This is a genomic window from Kitasatospora sp. NPDC018619 (genome assembly GCF_044391605.1).
Taxonomy (GTDB): Bacteria; Actinomycetota; Actinomycetes; order Streptomycetales; family Streptomycetaceae; genus Kitasatospora.
This window is the reverse complement of record NZ_JBISAI010000001.1, coordinates 19,107-39,259: the sequence shown is the minus strand read 5'-3', so window position 1 is coordinate 39,259 and position 20,153 is coordinate 19,107. Positions and strand designations below refer to the sequence as shown.

The 20,153-nt window shown below is 77.7% G+C and carries 11 protein-coding genes; all 11 read right to left on the bottom strand.

Annotation, left to right across the window (positions count from 1 at the left end):
* Positions 1-5 precede the first annotated feature (5 nt).
* Positions 6-1,922 carry a hypothetical protein gene (locus tag ACH5AR_RS00065; RefSeq protein ID WP_396299046.1) on the bottom strand — a complete coding sequence of 639 codons (1,917 nt, stop codon included), beginning with the start codon at positions 1,920-1,922 and terminating at the stop codon, positions 6-8.
* The gene (locus ACH5AR_RS00060) at positions 1,919-3,994 is read right to left on the bottom strand and encodes a hypothetical protein (protein WP_396299045.1); all 2,076 of its coding nucleotides are present in this window, start codon (positions 3,992-3,994) and stop codon (positions 1,919-1,921) included. The genes ACH5AR_RS00065 and ACH5AR_RS00060 overlap by 4 nt, the downstream gene beginning before the upstream one ends.
* Positions 3,988-6,528, bottom strand: a complete 2,541-nt coding sequence (locus tag ACH5AR_RS00055) for a hypothetical protein (protein WP_396299044.1) — start codon at positions 6,526-6,528, stop codon at positions 3,988-3,990. The genes ACH5AR_RS00060 and ACH5AR_RS00055 overlap by 7 nt, the downstream gene beginning before the upstream one ends.
* On the bottom strand, positions 6,525-10,028 hold the full coding sequence (locus tag ACH5AR_RS00050) for a tubulin-like doman-containing protein (protein WP_396299043.1): 3,504 nt from the start codon (positions 10,026-10,028) through the stop codon (positions 6,525-6,527). Before ACH5AR_RS00050 ends, ACH5AR_RS00055 begins: the two co-directional genes overlap by 4 nt.
* A 140-nt stretch (positions 10,029-10,168) precedes the next feature.
* Positions 10,169-12,553, bottom strand: a complete 2,385-nt coding sequence (locus tag ACH5AR_RS00045; RefSeq protein WP_396299042.1) for a VWA domain-containing protein — start codon at positions 12,551-12,553, stop codon at positions 10,169-10,171.
* A 122-nt stretch (positions 12,554-12,675) separates the two neighbouring features.
* Positions 12,676-13,269: a Pycsar system effector family protein gene (locus tag ACH5AR_RS00040; RefSeq protein ID WP_396299041.1), complete on the bottom strand. Its 594-nt coding sequence runs from the start codon at positions 13,267-13,269 to the stop codon at positions 12,676-12,678.
* A gap of 93 nt (positions 13,270-13,362) precedes the next feature.
* Positions 13,363-14,532 (bottom strand): hypothetical protein, encoded by a 1,170-nt coding sequence (locus tag ACH5AR_RS00035; protein ID WP_396299040.1) that lies wholly within the window; start codon positions 14,530-14,532, stop codon positions 13,363-13,365.
* Positions 14,529-17,138, bottom strand: a complete 2,610-nt coding sequence (locus tag ACH5AR_RS00030; protein WP_396299039.1) for a hypothetical protein — start codon at positions 17,136-17,138, stop codon at positions 14,529-14,531. Before ACH5AR_RS00030 ends, ACH5AR_RS00035 begins: the two co-directional genes overlap by 4 nt.
* On the bottom strand, positions 17,131-18,042 hold the full coding sequence (locus tag ACH5AR_RS00025) for a hypothetical protein (RefSeq protein WP_396299038.1): 912 nt from the start codon (positions 18,040-18,042) through the stop codon (positions 17,131-17,133). The genes ACH5AR_RS00030 and ACH5AR_RS00025 overlap by 8 nt, the downstream gene beginning before the upstream one ends.
* 166 nt (positions 18,043-18,208) lie before the next feature.
* Positions 18,209-18,946: a Crp/Fnr family transcriptional regulator gene (locus ACH5AR_RS00020; RefSeq protein WP_396299037.1), complete on the bottom strand. Its 738-nt coding sequence runs from the start codon at positions 18,944-18,946 to the stop codon at positions 18,209-18,211.
* A gap of 369 nt (positions 18,947-19,315) precedes the next feature.
* The gene (locus ACH5AR_RS00015) at positions 19,316-20,089 is read right to left on the bottom strand and encodes a thioesterase II family protein (protein ID WP_396299036.1); all 774 of its coding nucleotides are present in this window, start codon (positions 20,087-20,089) and stop codon (positions 19,316-19,318) included.
* Between the last annotated feature and the right edge of the window lie 64 nt (positions 20,090-20,153).

Sequence of the window (20,153 nt, the reverse complement as noted above, 5' to 3'; positions counted from 1 at the left end):
GGGCGTCAGAGACGGGAGATCCACAGGACGGCGATCGCCATGGTCGCGACCAGCAGGAAGAGGAACACCCAGCCGATCAGGTTCCGGTCGTCGCCCTGGTCGTCGGCGTACCGGGACTGCGGCCGCCGGTAGCCGGACAGCGGCGGCGGGCCGGCCGGTGCCGGGGCGGGCGGGGGTTGCGGCGGGGGCGGCTCCTCGGCCCGGGCCGGGGCCGGCAGCGGCGGCGCCTCGGGCGGCAGCTCGGCGCCCGACGGCTCCTGCGGGGCGGGCAGGGGTGGCGGCGGGGGTGCCGGTGCGGGCGCGGGCCGAGGGGCCGGGGCCGCCGGGCGGCCGTGGTGCAGCCGCTGCCACAGGGCGGGCGCCAGGTCCGGCGGGAGCCCGTCGAGCGCGGGTGCCCCCGGCGGGGGAACCAGGGTACGCAGCAGTTCGGCCTCCAGCACGGAGTCGGCGTGGGCCAGGAGCCCGGCCAGCCAGCGGTCGAGCGCCTCGGCGTGGCGGGCCTCCCGGGCGTACGGCGAAACCGCCCAGCCGAACAGCCAGCCGGCCCGCCGGGCGAGTTCGCTGTCCCCGGCCGGCTCCGGCCCGTCACGGAAGAGGTAGAGCCGCTGGCGCAAAGCCTCGGCGCAGAGTTCGGCCCGCGCCTCGGGGCCGCGGTCGGACCGGCCGTCGAAGAGGTGCACCAGCAGTTGGGTGGTCGCCGGGTAGGAGAGGTCCTCCTCCTGGAGCAGGGCGAGCACCGCGCGGTCGTTCAGCCCGCTGATCCAGGCCGCCACGGCCCGGCCCTCCTCGTCGTCGGGGCGCGGGTTGCGCAGGGCCGCGCGCAGCCACGCGGCCGCGGGCGGACGGGCGGAGCGGACGGGAGCGGCGGGCTCCGCGGGCGCCGGCGGGGCGGGCAGCGTCCCGGCTTCCTCGTACACCGACGCCCGGCCGCCCGGTTCCTCGGCCTCGGCGGGTTCCCGCTCCGGCTCCCGCTCCGACCCCGGCTCCGGGGCGCGGGGGGCGCCGGGCCCGGCCCCCTCCCCGTGGTCGCGGGCGCTCGGCCGCGGCCGCTCCTCGGCCGGCAGCCGGGCACCCCCGCGCTGCCCGCGCGCCGGCCCCGCCCGGCCCTCGCCGTGCCCGACGGCGTCCAGGCAGCTGTCGACACGCCGGACCGCTTGCTCGTGCGCCCGGTCCTCCGCGGGCCGTCTCGGGTCGACGCGGCAGCGCGCGCGGTTGCGGCCGTCGTCCGTCGCCCACTCGGAGACCCAGGTGACCAGCAGGTCGTGCCGGTCCGTCATGTCGTGGGTGGCGAAGGTCCAGGGCCGCCCCAGCCGGTCGCCGAAGACCAGGCGCAGGCCCGCGACGACCACCCCGGCCCGGTTGCGCTCCGGCCAGCCCGGCAGGGCGTCGCTGCGCAGCGAAAGGCAGCACCGCTGGTCGCGCAGCAGGGCGGCGGTGGCGGCGGTGAGCGCGTCGCGGACCTCCGGCAGGAGGGCCAGGGTGTCGTTCCAGGCCGGGGCGGCGACCGCCTCCAGCTCCGCGGTCGGCACCGGCGGCTGCCCGCCGTGGGCCTGTTCGGCGAACTCCGGCCCGCTCCACGTCCAGTCGCGCAGGCCCAGGCAGCGGCGGGGGCCGAGGAGCCCGCTCGGCCCGACCAGGACGTGCGCGGCGGTGCTGGGCCGCCCGCCCGCGTCGGCCGTGGGCCAGCGCTGGACGAGGGCGGCGCGGCCGTCCCGCAGCCGGGTGCGCACCACGCTGGGGCAGGGCGCGCCGTCGACGCGCAGGAACGGGGCGAGCTCCCGGCCGAGGTCGTCGGCCTCCTCCCGGGGGCAGGACCAGGCCGCGGCGGCCAGCCCGGCGCCGCGCCGGCCCTGGTTGCCCTGCCAGCGGAACACGATCTGGTCGACGCTCTCCCGGCCCGGGCCGGTGCCTCGCGCGTTCATCGGTCCACCTCGTGGAGGGATCGGCCCTCGGCGAGTTCGACGATGCCGTGCATCGCGAACAGCGAGAGCAGGGGTTCGAGGACCCGCTGGGCGCGCACGCCGCGCGGGTAGCGGCTGTCCTCCTGCCGGCCGCCCGTCGCCGAGGCGACGTGCAGGGTGCAGTGCAGCGCGGTGTCGAAGGGGCGCAGCCAGGCCTTTCCGGCGTGGCGGTCGAGCAGGGCGTACACGTCGCGGCTCTCCTCGCGGAGCCGTCGGCGGCTCAGCGGGGTGTGGCCAGGCTCGCCGAGCCAGCGGTCGACGGGGGGTTCGGACCGCAGCAGGTCGGCCTTGGCGACGACCACCGCGGAGGGGACGGTCAGGTAGGGGCCGGTGCGCGGGACGCGGTCCAGGACGGTGGCGAAGGCCGGGTCGCCGTCCCGGTTGACGTGCAGTCCGAGCGCCGTGCGGATCTCGTCCAGCTGGGCGAGCGGCATGGCGATCGTCGGGTCGACGACGAAGATCAGGGCGTCGACGCCGAGCAGGAACCGCAGCAGGGCGTCGGTGCGCAGCAGGTCCTCGCCGGCGAGGTCGAAGAAGGCCAGCGGCCTGGTCCGGCCGGCCGCGTCGGTGATCAGCAGCGACTCGACGAACCGGGCGGTGTCGTCCCGGCCGAGGGCGGCGGTGTGGGCGAGCACCCGGCCGTCGCGCAGCGGCACCACCCGGTTGGTCAGGAAGCCCGCGTGCTGCTGCGGGTTGACGGACTGCCAGCTGATGCCGTACGGCTTCAGCCGGTCGTCCGCGATCTCGGCCACCATCTGGGTGAGCAGGTGGCTCTTGCCGGTGTTGGACTGGCCGACCATGGCCACCGTCAGCGGGCGGCCGTTCCTCAGGTAGGGGACGGGGATGTGGTGCTCGCGGACGGTGCCGTTGCCCGGGCAGAGCTGGAAGGCGCCGCGCAGCTCGTCGGCGAGCAGCCGGGGGTTGGGCTGGGCCTGCGGGTCGTAGGGGCGCAGCTCCTGGACGGCGTCGGGGGTGTACAGGGCGGTCGGGTCGTAGCGGATCGGCTCCAGGCAGGAGGGGCAGAGCACCGCGTCGCCCGGGGTGCCCCCGGCGCGGTCGGCCGGCTCGCCGACCGGCTCCCCGGGCGCGGCCGCGCCGGCCGAGCGCTTCAGTGCCAGCGTCCGGTCGTACCCGGCGCGGTGCGCGGCGAGCCCGTCGGCGGCCAGCCGGTCGGCGGCGGGCGCGCGGTCGGGGGCGAGCAGGCCGAACAGGGCGGCCGGGGTGGGGCGGTCGGCGGCGCGCGGGGCGAAGGCGGGGCCCATGGTGTGGGCGAGCGAGCGGTGGTCGGCCAGGTCGGGCGGCGGCCGGTCCGGGTCGCCCTCCCGGCCGGTGACCAGGCTGTACATCACCTGGGCGACGCTCCACAGGCCGTCCCGGGGGTCGCTGCACCCGACGCCGTCGCGCACCTCGGGCGGGGCGTACGGCGCGGCCCCGCGCGGCGTGCGGGGGCGGCCGGTGTGGGTCACCGCGTCCAGGCCCCAGAGCTGGACCCGGCGGCCGTCCCAGCGGACGGTGCCCGGGGCGACGCCGTGGTGGACCAGGCCGAGCTCGGCGAGCACGGCGAGGGCATCCACCAGGTCCCGTTCGATGAACCGCAGTTGGGCGCCGGGCAGGCCGTGCAGCCGCTCCACGGTGCGGCCGCGGGGCAGCCGGTAGAGCGCGAACGGCTCGGCGCCGTCGAGCTCGTAGCCGATCAGGGCGGGGAACGGCCCGTCCTCGCCGGGCGCCGCGAGTGCGCGGTGCAGCCGCAGCGCGACGGCCGTCTCGGCGTCGAGGGCGGCGAAGGAGGCCGGGGCGGCCTCGGCGCCGCCGGGCGCGTCGGCCCCGGCGGCCCGCACCTGGAGGCACCGGACGGTGTTGTTCAGCACCGCCCGGCGGGCCCGCAGCGGCCCTCGGGCGGCCGGGCCCGGGTCGGCGCCGAACCGGGCCCAGGTCCGGTTCCGCCGCCCGTCGGGGGTCAGGAAGGCCAGTTCGACGGGCTTCGCGCGGGCGGGGCCGCCGGCCCGCGGGCCGGGCCCGGGGGTGGTCACCATTCCTGCTCCTCGCTCTGGGCCGGGTCGTCGTGCCACTGCCGGACCGTCCGGACGACGCCGGGCCTCAGGCCGGTCAGCCGCAGCAGGCCGGCGTACCGGCCGGAGGCGGTCAGCACCTCCCGCCGCTCGCCCGGGCCCGGCGCGCCGCCGTAGCGCCGCCCGTCGAAGGCCGGGTCACCGAAGGCCTCGTCGGCTCCGGCGGCGGCGCGGGCGGCCTGCGGGCCGAAGCGGATCAGCGCGACGGCCAGCGGGTCGCGGCTGAGCAGGTGGAGCTGCTCCGAGGAGTTGAGCTGGACCACGGTGCGCCCGTCGGGGTCGAGCACGGCCGGGTCGGCGGTCCGCCGGGCGTCGATGCCCAGCAGGCCGGCCGGCCCGCCGCGGTCGCGGTCCGGCGAGGCGTACGGCGGGGCGCAGAGCACGTCGTCGTCCCGCAGGTGGTCGCGGACCGCCCCGAGGTGCTCCCGGACCCGTTCGGCGATCCGCTCCCGGGCGGCGGCGCCGACGTGGCCGCGCTCGACCGCGCCCCAGTACGGCGCCAGCGCGGCCAGCGCGGCGTCGGTCAGGTCCGCGGTCAGCACCGTGACCAGGTCCGGGCCGCCCTTGGCCTCGCCGCGCTCCAGCCAGGCGGGCGCCGCCGCGGGGCGGCCGGTGCCCGGGTCGTCGGGCGCGGGGCCGGCGTCGCCGTCGTCGTCGGGGTCGGAGTCCGGGCCGGAGCGCGGCGGGTCGAGGTCCCAGTCGTAGTCCTCCGACCACTCCGGCTCCTCGAACCCGCCGCTCTCCTCGCCGAGGCCGTTCAGCCAGCTGTCCAGCTCCTCTTCGAGGCCCTCGGGCAGCCCGGCGTCGAGGCCGCGGGCCGCCTCGTCCGCCGCGGCGTCGGCCGTCGCCCGCAGCACCCCGGCCACGGCCAGCGCCGCGTCCGCGCAGTAGCGGCGCTCCTCGACCGCCCAGAACTCGCGCAGCGCCCGGGCCAACAGCCCGTCCAGGCCGTCGAGTTCGTCCCGCAACGGGGCGGTGCCGCGCTCCCGGCCCCAGCGCTGGGCGTGGCCGTGCCAGAGCCGCAGCAGCAGCCAGGCCCAGCCGCCGACGGCCAGCGGCAGCGCCAGCGCGGCCGGCCAGAGCGGCAGGCCCACCAGCGAGGCGCCCGCCGCGCCCGCCGCGGCGCCCAGGAGCGCCGCCGCGCCGAAGCCGAGCCCGTCCGCCGCTCTGGCCGGGCCGCCGGGCAGCCGGCGCGCCACCAGCAGCACGCCCAGCACGACCAGCACCGGGACGGCCAGCGCCACCGGCAGCGCCGCCCCGGTCCACAGCCCGCCCAGCAGGCCGGCCAGCGCCGTGACGGCGAGCACCCCGGCCCCGGGCGGGTCGGGCTCCAGCGGGCCGGCCGGCCGGCCGGCCGCGCCCGGACCGGCGAGTTCGGCGAGCAGCGGCGCGTTGGACAGCGGCTGCACCTGCTCGGCGAGCAGGGCGAAGCGCTGCGCCACCGCGCGCAGCGGCAGCCCGTCGCGCAGCAGCCCGAGCGCGAGGCTGCGCAGGCTGTCGCCGATCCGCTCGCCGCTGGTGGCGGCGGGCGCGACGGCGATCCCGAGCCGGGCGAGCCGGGCGGTGGACTCGGCGGCGGGCAGCGCGCCGGCCGTGCCGCCGTCGCTGCGCAGCACCTGTCCGACCACCTCGCGGTAGCGGTCCAGCGCCTGCCGGGCGCGGTCCAGCGCCGCCTCCAGACCGGCCCGGCCCGAGCCGGTCAGCAGGCCGACGGGGCTGCCGAAGGTCAGCAGCCCGTCGTCGGCGGCGTCGAGGGCGGCGACCGCCTCGCCGTGGGCCCGGGCGGCGGCGCCGCCGTCCTCCCGGCGGCCGGGGCTGCCGGAGGTGGCGCCGGCGACCAGCGCGCAGAGCGCGGGCGGGAGGTCGGCGCCGGCCCTGGCCGTCGTCCCGGCCGGGGCGACGGTGTGGGAGCCGGCGAAGCGCAGCAGCGCCTCGTTCCAGGCCTGGCCCCGGACCTCCGGCGCCAGGCCGTGCTCCAGCACCCGAAGGCCGGGCGCGGCGACCGCGTCGGGCAGCGCCCCCAGCACGTCCAGGGTCTCGTCGAACACCTCGGGCAGGGTGAGCAGGTCGACCAGGACGGCCAGCGCGTGCGGGTCGTCCGGCTCGGCGGCCCCGGGCCGGCCGTCGCCCGCGTGGAGGTCGCCGGCCCAGACCAGCCCGGCCTCGGGGCCGCGCAGGGTCGCCGGGCGGACCAGCCGGCGCTCGGCCGGGCGGTCCTCGGCGGGGACGGCGGGCAGGCCGCCGACCAGCAGGCAGAGCACGCGCACCCGGCCGGGCGCGGGGTAGCCCATCAGCTGCTCGTACCTGGTGCGGTGATCGACCAGGCCGGCCGGGGTGTCGACGACCAGGAAGCGGTGGTCGTGCGGCCGGGGCAGGCCGCGCCGGGCGAGCCGGTCGGCGACGGCGGCCCGCAGGTCGGCCGGGTCGGTGCCGGCGAGTTCGGCGGTGCGCAGGTCCAGGTGGAGGACCGGGGCGTGGGCGCGGATCGGCTCGCTCATGCGTCGTCACCGCCGTCGCGGTCGTCGTCGTACCAGTCCGGGAGCGACGGCTCGTCGGGCTTGCGGAACGGGTCGCGGGTACCGCGGCGGCGGTCGTCGTCGCCCACCCGGTCGCGGCGGCGGTCGTCGTCGCGCTCGCGGTCCCGTGCGCGGTAGCGGTCACGGACGGGTTCCCGGTCGCGGTCGCGGTCGTCGCCGGGCTCCCGGTCCCGGTAGCGGCCGCGGTCGCCGTCGGGCTCCCGGTCCCGCACCCGCTCCTGGTCCGCCCCGTCGGCACGCCGGGCGGTGCCCCAGTCCTCCTCCTCGCCGCGCACCGGCTGCACCGGCCCGTCGTCCTCGACCTCGTCCGCCGGACGCGGCGACAGCTCCCCCCGCCCGATCGCCTCCAGGAGCCGCTCCAGGGTCGGCTGGACGGCGCGCTGGTCGCGGAACTCCGTCCTCAGCGCCGCCGGGAGGGTCTCCGCCCAGAACTGCCACAGCGGGCGGAACCAGCCCTCGACGCGCTCCCCGCCCGACGCCCGCCGGGAGGTGAGCAGGCGCAGCTGCTGCGGGGCGATCTGCTCGACCAGCCGGACGAACAGCGGGTCGGGGCGGCTGGCCGAGCGGGTCAGCCCGGCCGGGCGGGCGTCCATCAGCTGCTCGGCGTAGTCCCCGACCGCCCGCTCGTCGTCCAGCACCGTCCAGCGCTCGTAGGCGCGCAGCAGCTCGGCCCAGCTGGAGACGCCGTCGTGCTGCGCGCCGAGGCGCAGCCGCAGGCTCGGCACCTCGGGGCCGCGCTCGCGGAACAGCCGCAGCCGGATCAGCCGGGGCGAGTCCTCGGGGCCCTCCAGCACCTCCACCTGGCCGTTCCAGAGCAGGCAGAGCAGCCGGTGCAGCACGTGCCGCCGGTCCGCCTCGGTGGACACCAGCCAGTCGTCCCGGTAGCCCAGGCGCTGGCGCCAGCGCAGGACGTCCTCGGCCTGCTCCGCCTCCCTCGCCTTGGCCCACTGCCGCAGCACCTTGCGGACCTCGGGCACCTCGGTGAGGCTCATCTCGCTGCGGAACAGCACGACCGTGATCGACTCCGTCTCCACGCCGCGGAACTCCGCGCGCGCGTCCCCGGGCAGCCGCAGCGCCCGGCGCAGGTAGTCCTCGGCCTCGTCGACGTTCCTGACCTTCGGGTACGTCACCAGCGCCTTGAGCGGCCCGGTGCCCTCCGGCACGAAGCCCGCCGGGAGCAGGCCGGCCACCTTGCGGCCGAACTGGTCCAGGGCCTCCCGGCTGACCTGCTCGCCGGCCTCGGCACTGCCCGCCGCCGCGGCCAGCAGGACGCCCATGGAGGGCAGCAGCGGCCGCTCCTCCAGCTGTTCCCCGCTCTCCGCGAAGAGCCGCTTGACCCCGGCCTCCACGACCGCCTTGACGGCGCCGACCGCGCCGTCCGGGTCGCGCCGGCTGGTCGCGTGCGCCGCGCGCCACTCGTCCCCGTCGACCAGCCGCAGCAGCAGGGCGGCCTGGTCCCCGGTGTCGGCCAGGCCCTCGCGGGTGGCGAGCCTGGCGACCAGGTCGTCGTAGAAGTGCCGCAGGTCGCGCTGCGGCGGCAGCAGGTACGAGACGCCGGTCCGGTCCTCGTACAGGACCCGGGACTGCTCGGCGAAGGCCTTCGGCTCCTGCGCGTTGTGCCGGTGCAGGGCCTCGACCAGGCGGGTCACCTCCCGCTCCAGGGCCCGGGCGGCCGGCTCCCAGCGCTGCTGCTGGTTGCGCCAGCCGTCGTGCCAGACCTGCCGGGCCCGCCAGCGGTACCAGGCGTTCTGCTCGCGCAGCACGGTCTGGACGTCCTCGTCCCCCCAGCGCGGTTGGGCGAGCCCGTAGGCGCGCCGCCTGATCCGGGGCACCGGCGGCGGCTGGTCCGGGGTGCCCGGGGGCAGCGCCGGGGTCCGGGTGCGGTTGTCGAGCAGGCCGAGGAAGCCGAGCCGGGCCAGGTCGTCGGCCTCCTGGGGCCGCCCCTTGACGACCCGCTCGACGGTGAACGGGTCCACGGTGGCGAGCAGTTTGTCCACCGCCCGCCGGGGCGCGAAGTTCTGCGCCATCTCGGCGGTGCGCTGCGCCACCAGCCGGGTGAGGTTCGCGAGGGCCTGCTGCATGTCGCCCTGGCGGGCCATCAGCGCGGCCTCGATCGCCGAACCGCCGCGCGGCTCCGCGGCGAAGGGCTGGAGCTCCAGCGCCCGGCGCTCCAGCAGCTCCTCCAGGCCGGAGTCCGCGAACATCTGCTTCACCAGCTCCTCGACGGGCCGGTGGGCGCGGCGGGTGCCGCCGCTCAGCTGCTCGACCGAGGCCCGCAGGAAGCGGCCCGAGACCAGGGCCGCCAGCTCGTCCGTCGGCGCGGTCATCGAGGCGACCAGGCTGGTCGACACGCCCTGGCGGCCGATCCCGGAGGCGGAGACGGCCGCCCGGTGCACCCCGCGATTGATGAAGCTCGCGGCGAAGGTCTGGTAGTCGTCGTCGGCGCGCGAGCGGGTGCTCTCCCGGCCGTCGCCGAGCTCGGTGCCGATCAGCGACATCACCAGCGAGACCATCGAGCGGCGCAGGTCGTCCTGGCGGATGCCGGCGGTGCGGCTGAACAGGAAGGCGGTCGGCAGGATGCCGCTGCGCAGCCGGATCGGCGCGGCGTGCGGGTACCGGATCCGCAGCGTCAGGTCCTCGCTGAGGTCGCCGACCTCGGCGGCCTCGATGGGCGCGTTCTGCTCGTCCACCAGGCGGAACAGGTCCACCAGGGCGCGGGCGGAGTTCAGCTCCGCCTCCCGGCCGCCCCCGCGCGCGGCCGGGAACGCGGACGGCATCACCACGAGCGGATAGATCTTGACGCCGTCGAAGCGCTTCTCCTGGAAGGCGTGGTTGATCAGGTGCAGGTAGTCCAGGAAGATCCCGGCCCCGGTGCCGCCGGCGACCGAGAAGGCCACGAACACGTCGCAGCCGGACACCGGGCCGCCGCCGAGCTGGCTCAGCGCGCCGCCGCAGCGCGCGAGCGCGTCGATGGCGTCGGTCAGCGGGGCCAGCACCGGGTCCAGCCCGTCGCGCAGGGTGCCGAACAGCCCGGCGCGCCCGACCGTCGGCAGCTGCCCGGCGCCGTTCTTGAGCGGGACGACCCTGGGCTCGTTGGTGCGCGGCGGCAGCCAGGAGGCGGTCTCGCCGGAGAGGCTGGCCCGGAGCATCTTGGTGATGTCGGGCGAACTGTCGTAGTTCGGCAGCAGGTTGGGGGTGGCGCGGGAGGTGCGGCTGTACGCCGCGCGCAGCGCCGGGTCGGTGGTGGAGAGCGGCAGGTGGGCGAGGTCCGCCTCGCTGTAGTCCGCGTAGACGAACTGGAGGCAGTCCGGCAGTTGGTGGGGCGCCATGCCGCCGAGGTGGGTGAGCGCGGTGCCGTCGGGGCCGCACAGTTCGGCGCGCAGGCGCCGCTCCAGTTCGGCGCCGACCAGGCCGCCGGTGCCGCCCAGGCCGACGAACAGCATCGGCTGGAAGATCTTCATGGGTTCCGCCTTCATCCGGCCGCGCGGGCGCGGCCGGCTCGGGTGTCGACCGGCACGGGTCGAGGTGGTGGTCCGGGTGTTCGAGGGTGGGTGGTGGGTGGGGGGTGGTGGATCGGGGCCGGGACGGGGGCCGGGGACGCTCAGAGGTAGTCGCCGCCGACGTCGGACGGTGCTCCGGCGCCTGGTGACGCCACGGTGGCGGCGGCAGCCGTCCGCCGCCGCCGTTCGTCGCGGACCTCCACGAAGAGCCCGCCCGCGAGCGGCACCGCGTGCTCCGGCTGGATCCGGCTCCTCGTCTGCCCGCGCCGCTCCAGCACCACGCCGCCGTCCAGGCTGCGCTGGATCCGGTACGGTCCGCCGGGCCGGCGCACCAGCCGCGGGTGCTCGCCGCCGAGGCCCTCCACCTCGAAGCCGAACCAGCCCCCGCTGCCGGCGTCGGTGGCGAGGTCGCCGCGGTCGCGGCCCTGCTCGTCCAGCAGGAGCAGCCTGAGCCCGGCCGGGCTCCTGCCCCGCTTGCGCTGGAGGCGCACGGCCGTCGCGGCCAGCACGGCCAGCACCGCCGCCAGGCCGCCCAGCAGGACCGCCCACCACCAGGTCTCCCAGAAACCCGGTGGCCGGGTGACCGTCAGCGCCAGCGGGGTGTCGGCCAGCACCTGGTCCCTGTCGCTGCCGTCGAGCACGGTGACCTTGCCGCCGAGCCGCAGGTCCCCGCCGTCGAGCCGGCCGTGGAAGGCGCCCGCCCGGGCGACCGTCACCCTGACGCCCACCTGGCGGGACTCGTTCGGCGCCAGGGTGACCTCCCCGGGGGAGACGGCCAGCAGGCCCGGGGCGGCGTCCCGGAGGGTGAGGCGCAGCGTGTGCGGGGCGCCGTCCGCGTTGTGCACGGCGAGGGTTCCGGCCAGCGCGTCCCCGGGGTCGAGGCTCCGCGCGCCGTCGAGGGTGAGGGCGGCGGTCACCAGCGGCACCGCCGGGGCGACCCGGGTGCCCTGCGAGCGGTCCTCGTCGGCCGTCAGCCCGGACGCGGCGAGGGTGCCGGAGGCCTTGATCCGGCCGGTCGCGGAGGCGGGCACCGTCACCGTCCCGCTGAACACGCCGCTGCCGCCCTGCTGGTCCGGGGCCAGCTGGACCGGCACCGGCGCGAAGCCCTCACCGGTCAGGACCGCGCTGACCCGCAGGTCCTGGAGGTCCTTCGGGTCGTCCACCCGCACGCCCTTGCGGGTCTGGAGCTTGAGCGTCACCACGGCCCGCTCGCCGGCCCGCGGCGAGGGCGGCGCCATGGTGATGGAGCCGACCAGGGCGCCGCGCCACAGCACGCTGACGGCGGCCAGCTGCGCCCGGTGGTCGGCCGGGGCGTCCAGGTGGACCGTCCACTCGCCCGGCACGGGGTCGGTGATGCGCAGCGACTCGACCGCCTGGTCGCGGGGCGAGAGCTCGAACTTCGACCGCTCGTCGGTGGTGGAGGCGGTGATCTCGCGACCGGACGGGTCGACGTAGGTGGCGGTGACGGCCGGGTCGCCCTTGTCGACGACGATGCTGCCCACGGTGGTGAGCGGGGAGATCCGCACCTTGATGTCGATCGGCGGGCGGCCGGTGCCGCCGGTGGTGGCCCGCAGGCAGTGGGCGGCGGCGAAGGCCGTCTGCAGGGCGGCGGCGACGGCGGCGGCATCCGGCACCACGGTCGCCCGGGGGTGGGCGTCGGGCAGGTCGACGCAGCCGTCCTGGAAGCCGGCGGCCGCCATCCGGTCCAGGGCGGCCCGGTCGATGTCCGAGCCGAAGCCGAGCGGCCAGACCTGGATCCGGGCGGCCTTCGCGGCGGCGAGCGCCTCGGCGAGCTTCGCCTCGCCCTCCTCGGCGCGGTGCGCCGGGTCGCCGCCGTAGGCCGGGCTGTCGCCGACGTCGAGCTTGCCGTCGGTGAGGAGGAACAGCACCCGGGGCGTGGCCGGGTCGGCCCCGGCGTCGAGCCGGCTGACCGCCTGGCGGATGGCGTTCGGGAAGTCGGTGCCCTGCCCCTCGTTCGGCTGACGGCTGCGCAGCTGGCTGATGCAGCTGCCGATGCGGTCGCGCCCGGCGCCGTCCAGGACGGTGGGCGGGCAGACCTCGTCCACCGGGTGCTGCGAGTCGTTGTCCGCGCTGGCGAAGCCGAGCACGGTGACGGACGACTTCGGGTGGACCTCGCCGAGGGCGATCCCCGCGGCGGCGGCCCGCTCGCGGTCGACCTCGGCGGGCTTGAGGCTGCCCGACTCGTCCACGGCGATGGCGTAGTCGACCGGGCCGATGGCGGCCGGCGGCGGCGTCGGCGGGGCGCTCGTCGGGGCCGCCGTCGGTGCGGCGGGCGCGGTGGGTGCGGCGGGTGCGGTGGGGCTCGGATCGGCGGCGGCCGGGCCGGGCAGCAGGCCGGCGGCCAGCAGGGACGCCGCGGTGAGGGCGGCGGCCCGCCCGAGTCCGCCGGTGGCGCGCCGGGGCCGGCGGGCCCGTGCGCCGGCGGGGCCGCGCCCGGGCGGGCGGGCGAAGAGCAGGTGTGGCACCGTCGTCTCCTCTGGGTGCGGGGTGCGTTCCACCGGCCGGCGGACGGCCGGGCGGCGGCCGGTGGCGGGTGGTCGGTCGGGGTGGCGCGGTCGGTCGGGGTGAGTCGGTGGGTGCGGGTCGCTCAGGTGAGCAGGATCCCGGCGGTGGCGAGGACCGAGCCGGGGGCCAGGCAGGCGACGCCCCAGCGGATCCGGCGGTACTTGGCGGCCAGGATGGTGCTGACGTCGACGGCCTGGACGAGCAGCCAGTCGAGCGGGTCCCGGCCGGCCGCGACGATCTGTTCGGTGAGGCCGGACCGGCCCTCGGAGCTGAGGAGGTCGCCGAAGAAGGTGACCCCTTCGTGGTCCCGCAGGGTCCCGGTGCGGGGCAGGATCGCCCGGACCAGGGCGACCGCGCCGGCGGCCCAGAACAGGCCGCCGAGCGCGAGCAGCACGGCGGCGAGCGTCCCGGGCCGCCCGTCGGCCCAGGTGCGGTCCAGCATCAGGGCGGGCAGGCCGAGGGCGGCGGTGAGCAGGATCGAGGACTTGGTGTCGGCCCGTCCGATGTCCTCGCGGACGACGCACAGCAGGCGGTCCGCGACGAAGCGGGCCTCGTCCGAGCAGGGGACGGCGGCGGGGTCGGACGCCGGGTCGGACGCCGGGTCGGCCGCGGGGGACGTCGCGGGCAGGGGGACGGGATCAGGGGCGGGCAGGGGGGCGGGTCCGGTCGCGGTCATGAGCGGTCAGCTCCTGTCACCGGGGGGACCGCGGCGGCGGTCCCGGTCGGGGTCCTCACGGTCGTCGTCGCGGTCCTAGCGGTCGTCGCGGTCCTAGCGGTCGTCGTCGCGGTCCCGGCCGCGGCGGTCCTCGGGCGGGGTGCGGTCCCGCGCGGCGGCGTCGGGGTCGGAGTGGTCCCAGTCGTCGAAGAGCTCGCTGGGCCGGCGCGCGGGCTCCTCCACCCAGGACGGGGTGAACGCCGGGCCGTCGCCGTCCCCCCGAGCCTCCCGGCCGCCGCCCTGCTCCCGGGCCGGGAGCTCGGACCGCCGTCCCTGGTCCCTGGTCGGCAGCCGGTTGAAGCCGCCCGGGGAGATGCGGTAGGCGCTCGTCCCCAGCAACTCCCCTACCTGCGCCTCCAGTTCGGCCGACTGGATGACGCCCTTCTCGACCAGGCGCAGGGTGTGCTCCAGCAGCTCCTGCTTGTCCGCGCGGGCCTCCTGGCGCAGCACCTCCATGAAGGCGCGCGCCTGGTCCGGGTTGTCCGCGAGCATGAAGCAGATCTGGTTCCACTCGCCGCCCTCCAGCATGGCCCGGAAGGTGCGCATCCGGATCTGGAGCAGCTCGGTGCGGTGGCGCTCCGCCGCCATCTCGCGGTCGTAGCCCCGGGCCGTGGTGCGGTCCTGGTAGTCGGAGTCCCGGTCAGCGTCGGCGTGCCGGATGGTCGTGCTGTCCACCGCGACCCGTACGTAGACGTCCACGTGCAGCCCGAGGTCGTAGCCCAGGTCGTCCCACTGCCGGTTCCGGCAGGCGGACTTGGCCGCGCGGTCGACCTCGGCGGCGGCGGACACCGGGTAGCCGGAGCAGATCGTGCGCAGGCGTTCCAGCAGCGGGCCCTCCAGGCGCTCCGCGACGTTCCTGACCTGCCCGTCCACCACCTTGTGGTAGTCGGCGACCGCCCACTGCACGTCCACCTCCACCTCGAAGAAGGTGGCGCCGCCGGCCGCCGGGACCTGGAGGGAGAGCCGGCACAGGTGGGTGCCCCGGGCCACCTCGCAGATCGTCACCGGCCGGGCGAAGCGCGGGCGGTCGACGTGCTCGGTGCCCATCGCGGTGACCACGCTGTGGCCGCCGTTGCGGTAGAAGTGCACCAGGGCGACCTGGGCGCTGGGCTTGCGGGTGCAGTCGGCCGGGCGTGCGTACTCCTTCAGCAGCGGTCCGGCCGGCCGGTCGGGCCCCGCCGCGGCGGGGTCCGGCGGGCCGCCGGCCCGGGGGTCGTCCGTCATCGTCGCTCCTCCCTCTCCCTGACGTCCTCACCGGACCGCCCTTCCGGACGGCGGTCGGTGGGCCTGTTCCGCCCGGCGGGCCGCTCGCCGTCGGGGCGGTCGCCGGTGGCGAGGTGCCACAGCTCGCGGGCCCGCGCCTTCGGCAGCGGCTCGTCCGGGTCGCTCATCATGCGGCGCAGCAGCCAGTCCAGGCGCTGCCGGTCGCGACCGGTGCTGATCACGGCCGGGAGCAGCGCGGCCAGGCCCGCCCGGGTGTCCGGGCCGTCCTCGTCGGCGGCCGTCCGCAGCCACAGCTCCAGGCAGTCGGTGGCGGCCTCGTGGGAGCGCGGCGTGTTCAGGGCTGTCCACAGCAGGTCGGCCAGCGGGCCCGCGCGGTCGGGCCGGGTGGCCGCGAGGGCCAGCGGCAGCGGCCACTCCAGGTGGGCCTCCAGGTCCGGCCGGCCCTCGCCGTCCCAGACCTCGCCGACCGTGGTCACCGCGAGCCGGACGACCGCCAGCAGGCCCAGGTCCTGGTGGGGCACCCGCTTGTCGCCGGTCCACCGGGCGAGGCGGCGCAGCACGGCCCGGTCGTCGGGGCCGGCCAGCAGCCGGACGATGCCGTGCGAGGCGATCGGCGCCCTGTCGTCGTCCTCGTGGGTGCCGATCCGGGCCAGGCCGTCGAGGGCGGCCTCGACCGGGGCGGCGTGGCCGAAGCCCAGCACCAGGGCGGCGGTCCAGCGCAGGTGCGCGGAGTGCGACCGGCTCCAGCCGTCGACCAGGGTCTGGACGGCCGGCCGGTGGCTCTCGTGCCGGGCCGCCTGGTCCAGCACGGTGGCGGCGAAGGCCCGGCGCCGGGCCGCCCGGGCGGTGGCCATCGGCCGGACCAGCTTCTCGTAGCCGGTGGCGAAGTCGCGCGCGCAGAGTTCGCCGGAGGCCAGTGCGGCGCGCACCCAGATCTCCGGCCGGGGGTCGTCGGCGAGCACCCGCATCCAGCGGACGACCGGTTCGCGGGCCGGGTGGTGCCGGTCCCAGACCTCGGCGAGCACCGCGGCGGACAGCGCCGAGCCGCGGTAGCGGACGATCCGGGCGGGCGCCCGGACCCCCGCCGTCTCCACCTCGCCGTCGGTCAACTCGGCGCGCAGCGAGGCGAGGTCGGAGACCGGGTCGTCGCAGAACAGCGGGCGGGCGGGCGTGTTGTCCGGGTCGCGGGCGACCGCGAGCTCCCAGGTGAGCAGGCGGGCGGCCTCGGCGACGGCGCTGTGCGCGGCGCCGTTGAGGACCGCCAGGGCGATCCGGGAGGCGGTCGGGTGCAGCACGGCGGCGGCCGACCGGCCGACGGCCCGGGGGGCGGACGGGTCGGGGCCGGCGGCGTCGCCCGGGTCGGCGATCTCGCGGTCGGCACCGGCGAACCACTCCTGGGCCTGCTGCGGGGCCAGGCTGGCGCAGCCCGCGAGGAGTTCCGCGAAGGTCAGCCGGTCGAGCACGTGGGCGGCGATCAGGTCGGCGAGCAGTTCGGCCTCGGCGGGGCGCAGGTCCTCCAGCCCGACGGCGGCGCGCAGTTCGGGGTCCTCGGCGAGCCCTTCGGCCCGCGCGCTCAGCCCGGCGGGGATCCCGGCGTCCCCGGCCGTCCCCGCCGCCAGGCTCGCGGTGATCCGGGCCCGCAGCAGCTCCTCGGTGGGAGCCGGCGGGCAGATCAGCCCGTACCGGCCGGACAGCAGCGGGGTGGCCGTGGGGCCGGCCGCCACGACCAGGACGGCGAAGGAGTCGGAGCCGACGAGAGCCGTGGCGAGGGCATCCAGTTCGAGCTCGCTCGGCGGCTCGGCGCCACCGCCGCGCACGACCGGGAGTTCGAGCAGGTAGCCGTGTCCGCGCCGGGTGTCGCCGGACACGGTGACGGCCAGCCGGCGCACGGCCGTCTCCGGGGAGACCCGGGACACCCGGGGCGGCGGCTCCGCGGCGGCGCCGGTCGCGGAGCCGGTCGCGGAGCCGTCCGCCGGGGCGTCCGGCGCGGTGGCGTCGGCGGTCGGCCGGCGCTGGGTCAGCTCGTCCAGCAGGGCGAGCGCGGTGCAGGTCCGGCCGGTGCCGGGGGCGCCGGCCAGGACCAGGACGCGCTGGCGGCTCAGCGTGCGCTGGAGCTCGACGTAGCCCTGCGGCTCCCGGTATATCCGGCGCACCCGGCGCACCTCCGCCTCGGGGACGGGCCCGCTGACCGCGCCGACGGCCTGCCGGCTGTCCAGCCGCAGGTGGACGTCGCCGATGTGGGCCTGGTGGAACACGGTGCGGTCGAACAGGTGGTGGTCGCCGGCCACCCGGTAGGCGCCGCGGGCCTCGCGGTGGGCCCGGGAGGTCGCCCCCATCCCGGCGGCGGGCCCGCCCTCCTCGTCCTCCTCGTCGAGCAGCCGGTCGCGGCTGCGCTCGCGGAACCGGTCGGCCTGCTCGCGTTCGAGGCGCCTCTGCGCCTCCCGCTCGTCCTCGGCGGCGGCGCCGGGGTCGGGTTCGCCACCGGCGGCGACGGGCGGGTCGACGGGGCGGTCGCCCGGCCCGTCGACGGGGGGCGGCGAGTCGCCCTCCCCCGGCGGCCTCCTGGTCGTCTCGACGGGCCGGGCGTCGGGCAGCGGCTCAGGCACCGTGCACCCCCCGGACGGTGCGGCCGATGTGCACCGGGCCCTGGTAGACGTTGCCCTCGTTGAACGAGACGTCGCCCCCCACCCGGTCCAGCCCGCGCAGGTCCCGGGCGGTGCCGGGCGGGCCCCAGGCCGGCCCTGCGCCCGGCGGTCCTCCGGGGGCCGGGCCGGACGGGCCGTGCGGCGGGCCGTCGGGGCCGTTGGTGCCGTCCGGGCCGGCCGCGCTGTCCGGGCCGGCCGCGCTGTCGGGGCCGGCCGGGCCGGGGTCCGCCGGTTCCCCGTCCTGCGGGAACGGTGCGGGCCGGGGCCGGCCGGGCAGCCGGACCCAGGCGGGGGTGGCGCCCTCCTTGAGGCGCAGCCGGGCCGGGGCGTAGTCCTCGGGGTCGACGAAGCGGCCGCCGTGGCAGACCACCTCGCGGTAGAGCGAGTCGGAGACGACCACGACCAGGTCGGCGCGGTCCCGGTCGAGCAGCCGGCGGGCTGCCTCCGCGTCGGCGAGCCGGCAGGCGAGGTCCACGGCGTGGCCGCTGATGCCGTGGGCGTCGCGCATCACCGGGCCGACGTGCAGGGCGATGCGCAGCCCCAGCCTCGTCGCCAACTCGGCGTTCAGGTACTTCAGTTGCTCGTGCACTTCGGTGACCCAGACGCCGAGGATCCGGGCGGGCGCGATGTCGGGGCCGAGGGCCGCCAGGACGCCGTCGCCCCGGTCCTCGCGGTGGACGGCGCCGGCCGGCACGCCGGCCGCGGCGAAGGCCTGGTCGAGCACGGCGTACAGCCGCCGGCGCATCCGGGTCTTCCTCGCGTCGTCGTAGTCGCCGGACCTCCGGACGTCCACGCTGACCACCAGCTTGTACACGGCATCGACTGCGTGGTCGAGCACGGTCACCCCCGCGGTTGTCTTCGACATGCCGCCAGGATCCGGCGCCGCATGCCGGGCTGTCTGTGATGCTTTACATGCGCGGCCGGACCCCGGCTCCACGCCGGTCTCAGGTCCTTCCGGACCTCGGATGTGGATCTCGGGTGTGGTTCTCGGGCGTGTGGTTCCCGGGTCCGGTTCTCCGGGCGGGCGGATCTCAGGTGTTCGGACGGGCGCCCGGCCCCGGCCCGTGCACCCCTTGGGCGAGCAGCAGGAGCGGGGCGGGGTCGAGGATCTCGACCATCCGGGTGCCGGTGCGCACCAGCCTCCGGTCGCGGAGCAGCTTCAGGGCCTTGGCCACCGCCTCGCGGGTGGCGCCGACGGTGGCCGCGAGGTCGTCCTGCGCCAGGTGCACCACGGCGGCCGGACCGCCGCCGGGGCCACCGGAGCCGGCCGGCCGGACCGCGGCTCCGGTCGCGGAGAGCTCGACGAGCCGCCGGGCCAGCCGCTGGACCACGGTGAGGGAGGCGAAGGCCGAGCGCTCACGGTCGGACTCCCGCAGCCGGGAGGCGAGTTGGGACATGACCTGGCTGCCGACCCGGGGGGCCTCGGCCAGGAACCGCCGGAACCGCTCCCCCGGGATCACGAGCGCCCGGACGGTGCCGAGCGCCTGGGCCGTCGCACTGCGCGGCCGCTCGTCCAACGCGGCCAGTTCGCCGACCAGTTCGCCCGGGCCGCGCAGGCTCAGGACGAGCCGGGTGGCCCCGCGGTCGGTGGCCACGTAGACCATCGCCCAGCCGGTCAGCACCAGCAGGACGTGGGTGGTGCGGTCCCCCTCCGTGACCAGGTGGCGGCCGGGTTCGTAGGTCTTCGGGGCTCCGAGTGCGAGGAACGCCTCACGGTCGTGCGGGCTCAGGGTACGGGCGAACGGCAGGTCATCGCCGAGCAGGCCCATGTCATCCCCCAAAGATCGTCAACGGCCTTGGTTCGGTCCGACGTTGGGAGATCGTAGACCTGCCGGTGGCGAATTTCGGCCAAAGCTGCGCCAACAGGCCCAAGATGGTGCGCACGGGGTGAATGAGTCTGCTGTGGCGTGCGGCGGACCGCCGGTGCGGACGGCACAAGCGACGAGGCCGCAGCCCGACGGCTGAGGCCTCGTCATGCCGAGCACCCTGGTCGTACTCGGCGACCGCCACGGAGATAGCCCACGGCGCCCTCGCCGACCGCCTGCTCGCGGCCGGCCGGCCTGCCGACGAGGCGCCGGCCCGGCGGGAGGCGGCGGCCGCGGCGGCCGCGGCGTACCGGGCGGCCGGCGCGCGGCGGATCAGCGGGCCGGCCCCCGGACCGCCGCCGCCAGCGCCCGCTCCGAGACCAGCCGGACGATCTCCTCCTGGTGGCCGGTCAGGTAGAAGTGCCCGCCGGTGAACACGTGCAGCGAGGACCCGCCGGTGGTGTGCTCGCCCCAGGCCCCGGCCTCGTCCACGGTCGCCTTCTCGTCGCTGTCGCCGACCAGCGCGTGGACCGGGCAGCTCAGCGGCGGCCCGGGCCGGTAGCGGTAGGTCTCGACGGCCCGGTAGTCGGCGCGGACGGCGGGCAGGATCATCCGCAGCAGCTCGGGGTCCTGGAGGGCCCGCGGGTCGGTGCCGTCCAGCTTGCGCAGTTCCGCCACGATGCCGTCCACGCCCCGCAGGTGGACGTCCTCGTCCCGGTGCCGGGAGGGCGCGCGGCGGCCGGAGGCGAACAGGACGGCCGGCGGGGTGCCCAGCTCCTCCAGGCGGCGGGCGACCTCGAAGCCCACGACCGCGCCCATGCTGTGGCCGAACAGCGCGAGGGGCAGGTCACGGTGCGGCAGCAGGGCCTCGGTGACGCGGTCGGCGAGGGCCTCGACGGTCTCCAGGCAGGGTTCGTTGCGCCGGTCCTGCCGACCGGGGTACTGGACGGCGAGGACGTCGACGTCGCCCGGCGTGGCGGCGGACATCGGGTACCAGTAGCTCGCCGACCCTCCCGCGTGGGGCAGGCAGACCAGGCGGACCCGGGCGTCCGGGGCCGGGTGGAAGCGGCGGATCCAGCTGTCGGCCGTACCGTCGGTGAGCGTCATGGTGTCCGGTGGTCCCTTCTGGACGGGGCCCCCGCCCCACCGGCGGGCCACCCCCGCTCCGAGG

What these genes read in the sequence shown, in the direction of transcription:
- ACH5AR_RS00065 (WP_396299046.1), bottom strand. Translation starts at nt 1,922, where the DNA reads ATGAACGCGCGAGGCACCGGCCCGGGCCGGGAGAGCGTCGACCAGATC.
- ACH5AR_RS00060 (WP_396299045.1), bottom strand. Translation starts at nt 3,994, where the DNA reads ATGGTGACCACCCCCGGGCCCGGCCCGCGGGCCGGCGGCCCCGCCCGC.
- ACH5AR_RS00055 (WP_396299044.1), bottom strand. Translation starts at nt 6,528, where the DNA reads ATGAGCGAGCCGATCCGCGCCCACGCCCCGGTCCTCCACCTGGACCTG.
- ACH5AR_RS00050 (WP_396299043.1), bottom strand. Translation starts at nt 10,028, where the DNA reads ATGAAGATCTTCCAGCCGATGCTGTTCGTCGGCCTGGGCGGCACCGGC.
- ACH5AR_RS00040 (WP_396299041.1), bottom strand. Translation starts at nt 13,269, where the DNA reads ATGACCGCGACCGGACCCGCCCCCCTGCCCGCCCCTGATCCCGTCCCC.
- ACH5AR_RS00035 (WP_396299040.1), bottom strand. Translation starts at nt 14,532, where the DNA reads ATGACGGACGACCCCCGGGCCGGCGGCCCGCCGGACCCCGCCGCGGCG.
- ACH5AR_RS00025 (WP_396299038.1), bottom strand. Translation starts at nt 18,042, where the DNA reads ATGTCGAAGACAACCGCGGGGGTGACCGTGCTCGACCACGCAGTCGAT.
- ACH5AR_RS00020 (WP_396299037.1), bottom strand. Translation starts at nt 18,946, where the DNA reads ATGGGCCTGCTCGGCGATGACCTGCCGTTCGCCCGTACCCTGAGCCCG.
- ACH5AR_RS00015 (WP_396299036.1), bottom strand. Translation starts at nt 20,089, where the DNA reads ATGACGCTCACCGACGGTACGGCCGACAGCTGGATCCGCCGCTTCCAC.